This is a genomic window from Clostridium sp. AF27-5AA, from assembly GCF_003478415.1.
Lineage (GTDB): Bacteria > Bacillota > Clostridia > Lachnospirales > Lachnospiraceae > Otoolea > Otoolea fessa.
This window is the reverse complement of sequence record NZ_QUFH01000022.1, coordinates 1-4098: the sequence shown is the minus strand read 5'-3', so window position 1 is coordinate 4098 and position 4098 is coordinate 1. Positions and strand designations below refer to the sequence as shown.

Below are 4098 nucleotides of genomic sequence, written 5' to 3'. Positions count from 1 at the left end.
GCGCTGCTTAGCGCCAGAAAGGAGGCGCAGCCGATTGCGAAACAGCAGAAGGGCCGGAAAGCCCGCAGGCAGAAAGCCTGAAAAGCAGGGCCTTACCGGCCTGTTCACGAAAGGAAAGAACATTCCCACCACCGCCCAGCAGACCCTCCCTTACCGGGAAATGTACCGGGACGGGGTGTGCCGGGTAGCGGACCGCTATTACACCAAAACCATTGAATACGAGGACATCAACTACCAGCTCGCACAGTCCGAAGATCAGGCAGCCATCTTTGACGGGTGGAGTGCCTGCCTCAACTACTTTGACAGCAGCCTTCCGTTCCAGCTTTCCTTCCTCAACCACCGGAGCCGCCCGGGCAGCCGGTACAGCGTGAACATCCCCATGCAGGACGATGATTACAACAGCGTCCGGTGTGAGTATGTGGAAATGCTGGAAAACCAGATCGCCAAAAGCAACAACGGCATTGTCCGCACAAAGCTCCTGACCTTCGGCGTGAACGTGGACGACCTTTCCACCGCCAGGGCAAGGCTGGAACGTGTAGAGGCGGACATTTGCGGGAACTTCAAAAAGCTGGGCGTCAAGTGCCGTTCCCTTTCGGGGCTGGAACGGCTGGAGCTTCTTCACGGGCAACTCCACCCCGGCAGCGGCTCCCCCTTCCGGTTTTCATGGGATATGATCCCCAAAACCGGGATTTCCACCAAAGACTTTATCGCCCCGGACAGCTTCGATTTCCGTTTCAGCCGACTGTTCCGGGTGGGGGCGACCTGGGACGCTGACTCTTACTTGCAGATTTTGGCCTCGGAGCTCTCGGACAAGCTGCTGGCGGAGCTTTTGGAAATGGATGCGGAAATGACCATTACCCTCCATATCCAGACCGTCGATCAGGCCGCCGCCGTAAAATCCATCAAGGCCAAAGTCTCCGACATTGACAAGATGAAAGTGGAGGAACAAAAAAAGGCAGCCCGGTCAGGGTACGACATGGACATACTCCCGCCTGACCTTGTAACGTACAGCAACGACGCAAAGACCCTCTTGGAAGATTTACAGAGCCGGAATGAAAGAATGTTCCTTCTGACCTTCCTTGTGGTAAACATGGCCCCGACCCGCCGGGAGCTGGACAACGACCTGTTCACGGTGTCCGGTATCGTCCAGAAATACAACTGCACCTTGAAGCGGCTGGACTTCCAGCAGGAGGACGGTTTTCTTTCCAGCCTTCCGCTGGGCCATAACGGCATTGAGATCAAGCGCGGCATGACGACCAGCTCCACGGCCATTTTCGTTCCCTTTATGACGCAGGAGCTCCGCATGGATGGCGAAGCCGTCTATTACGGGCTCAACGCCCTTTCCCATAACGTCATCATGGCAAACCGGAAAAAGCTCAAAAACCCCAACGGCCTGTTCCTCGGTGTGCCGGGCTCCGGTAAATCCTTCGCCGCAAAGCGGGAGCTTGTGAACGTGTTCCTTGCCACAAAAGACCGCATTATCGTGGTGGACCCGATGGGCGAATACTCGCCCCTTATCAGGCGGCTGGGCGGACAGGTCATCGAGATCGCACCGGACAGCCCCCACCACATCAATCCGATGGACATTGATTTGAGCTTTGACGAGGAAAACCCGATGGCACTGAAAGCCGACTTTATCCTGTCGCTGATGGAGCTGATCGTCGGCGGCAAGGACGGCTTGCAGCCGGTGGAGCGTACCGTCATTGACCGCTGTGTGCGCCAGATGTACCGGGAACACTTGCAGGACCCGGAAACAAGCAAAATGCCGACCCTCCAAACCCTGTATGACCTGCTCTGTTCCCAGCCGGAGGGCGAGGCGGTGCGGCTGGCGACGGCCCTTGAAATTTATGTGTCGGGCTCCCTTAACGTGTTCAACCATGAAACCAATGTGGACTTAAACCGCCGTCTGGTATGCCTTGACTTAAAAAAGCTGGGGGCCGGGCTTCGGACGATTGCCATGCTCATTATGCAGGACTTGGTAAACTCGCAGGTGTCCATGAATTTCCTCCGCGGTATCGCCACATGGTGTTACTTTGACGAATTTCATGTGCTGCTCCGTGACCGTCTGACGGCAAGCTATTGTGTGGCGATCTGGAAAATGCTGCGAAAAAAAGGGTGCGTTCCGAGTGCTTTAACGCAGAATGTAAAGGATTTTCTGGCAAGCCCGGAGATCGAGAACATCTTTGAAAACTCGGACTTCCTTGTGCTGCTCTCGCAGGCACAGGGGGACCGGCAGATTTTAGCCAAACAGCTTGGGATCAGCCCCCACCAGCTTTCCTATGTGACCCATACCAATTCCGGCGAAGGGCTGCTGTTCTTCGGGAACACCACCATCCCGTTTGTTGACCGCTTCCCGCAGAACACCGAGCTGTACGCCATTATGACCACCCGCCCGGAGGACAAAAAACAGGAAATGAACCGGGCGTAACACACTTCGGGCCATGATGGCCCGAGGTTTGGAAAGGAGGGATACATTATCGGAAAGAAACCGGACAAACGGAATTTTCAAAGGCCGGGGCCGACGGAGGATACCGGGGACAATCGCCCCGGACCGGCAGAACGGGAAGGACCTTCCCCCGTACCGTCCCGACGTCTGCGGTTTGAGGACGAGGATGCCGGGCAGGACAGTCCTTCGGGCCATGATGGCCCGAAGTCCAAAAGCGGCAAGTTTCAAGAGGACAGCCGCAAAAGCCGTCCCTCTGACCGCATGAGGCAGGAGGATGAAGCGAGCAGGCCGCAGGATACCGGCAGGGCACAGGAGCCGGAGGGCTCCGCCGAGAAGGCTGGGAGTAAAAAGGACAAGTACCAGAAGGCGCAGGCCAAAGCGGAGCGCGCCGGGGAAAAGCTGGGAAAGGCCCGGGAGAAGCTGGATAAGGTCGAGGCGAAACGGGCGGCGCAGAAGCCGCCGGGGCTTGCGAAGAAAGCTGTCCGGGGAGCCCGTACAGAAGCATGGTTCTATGTCCACAACAAGATCCACGAAGTTGAGCATGAAAATGTGGGTGTGGAAGGAGCCCATAAGTCGGAACTTGTGGCCGAGGCCGGAGCCCGGAAACTGACCCGGTATGCCAAACGCCGCTGGCGGGAGCACCCGGCCCGGAAGGTGGCAAAATGGGAACGGAAGGACATAAAAGCCCGGGCCAATATGGATTTTCAGAAGATGGCCTCCGAGCACCCGGAGCTTGCCAGCAATCCGCTTTCCCGTGTGCAGCAGAAATGGAAACTGAAACGCCGGTATTCCAAAGAAGCAAAGGCGGCTGCAAAACAGGGCGCAAAGACCGCAAAGAAAACCGCTGCCGCTTCGGGAACTGCGACCCGTCGGGCGGCGCAGTTTGTGACCCGTCATCCCGTGGCGGTGCTGGTCCTGCTCCTGCTGTTGCTGCTCTGTTTTCTTGTGTCGGCGGTAAGTTCCATTTTCCCCACGCTTGGCAGCGGCCTTGCCAATGCGTTATCCGGCACCTCCTACGCCTCGGAGGATACGGACCTGCTGGGGGCGGACGAGGACTACACAGCGCTGGAAAACGAGCTGGCGCAGACGGTAACGAACATCGAAAGCACCCATCCCGGCTATGACGAGTACCGCTATTCCGTGGACGAGATCGGCCATAACCCCTATGAGCTGGCGTCCTATCTCTCTGCAAAGTACCATGTGTATTTCCGGGAACAGGTGCAGGACGAACTGCGGGAGATCTTCAAGGCACAGTATGAGCTGACCTTGACGGAGGAAGTCGAGATACGCTACCGCACCGAAACCAGCACCGACCCGGAGACCGGGGAAACCACCACCGAGGAAGTCCCCTATGAGTATTACATCTTAAATGTGACCCTCACAAACAAGACGCTGCCCGCCGTGATCCTGCCGAGGCTTGACGAACAGCAGAGGCAGATATACACCGTTATGCAGCAGCTCAAAGGCAACAAGCCCTATCTGTGGGAGGGGATTTACAACGGCGGCGAAGATACCGGCCCCAGCTATGAGATACCCGGCGAGGCACTGGATGACCCGGCTTTTGCGGCGCTCATGGAAGAAGCCACAAAGTACATCGGCTGGCCCTATGTGTGGGGCGGCTCCAGCCCGTCCACCTCCTTTGACTGTTCGGG

General features: G+C 57.4%; 2 protein-coding genes. Both read left to right on the top strand.

Going from position 1 to position 4098, the window contains the following annotated elements; translation table 11 throughout:
* Positions 1 to 160: 160 nt before the first annotated feature.
* Entirely contained in the window at positions 161 to 2428 is a 2268-nt protein-coding gene (locus DWY89_RS14055) for a VirB4-like conjugal transfer ATPase, CD1110 family (RefSeq protein WP_118524775.1), read from the top strand.
* Positions 2429 to 2707: 279 nt separating this feature from the next.
* Positions 2708 to 4098, top strand: a 1391-nt coding sequence (locus DWY89_RS14045; RefSeq protein ID WP_147353343.1) for a CD1108 family mobile element protein, incomplete at its 3' end; no start/stop codon positions are given.

Excerpts from the sequence above, each read along its gene's own strand:
- DWY89_RS14055 (WP_118524775.1), top strand. The coding sequence starts at position 161 with ATGTACCGGGACGGGGTGTGCCGGGTAGCGGACCGCTATTACACCAAA.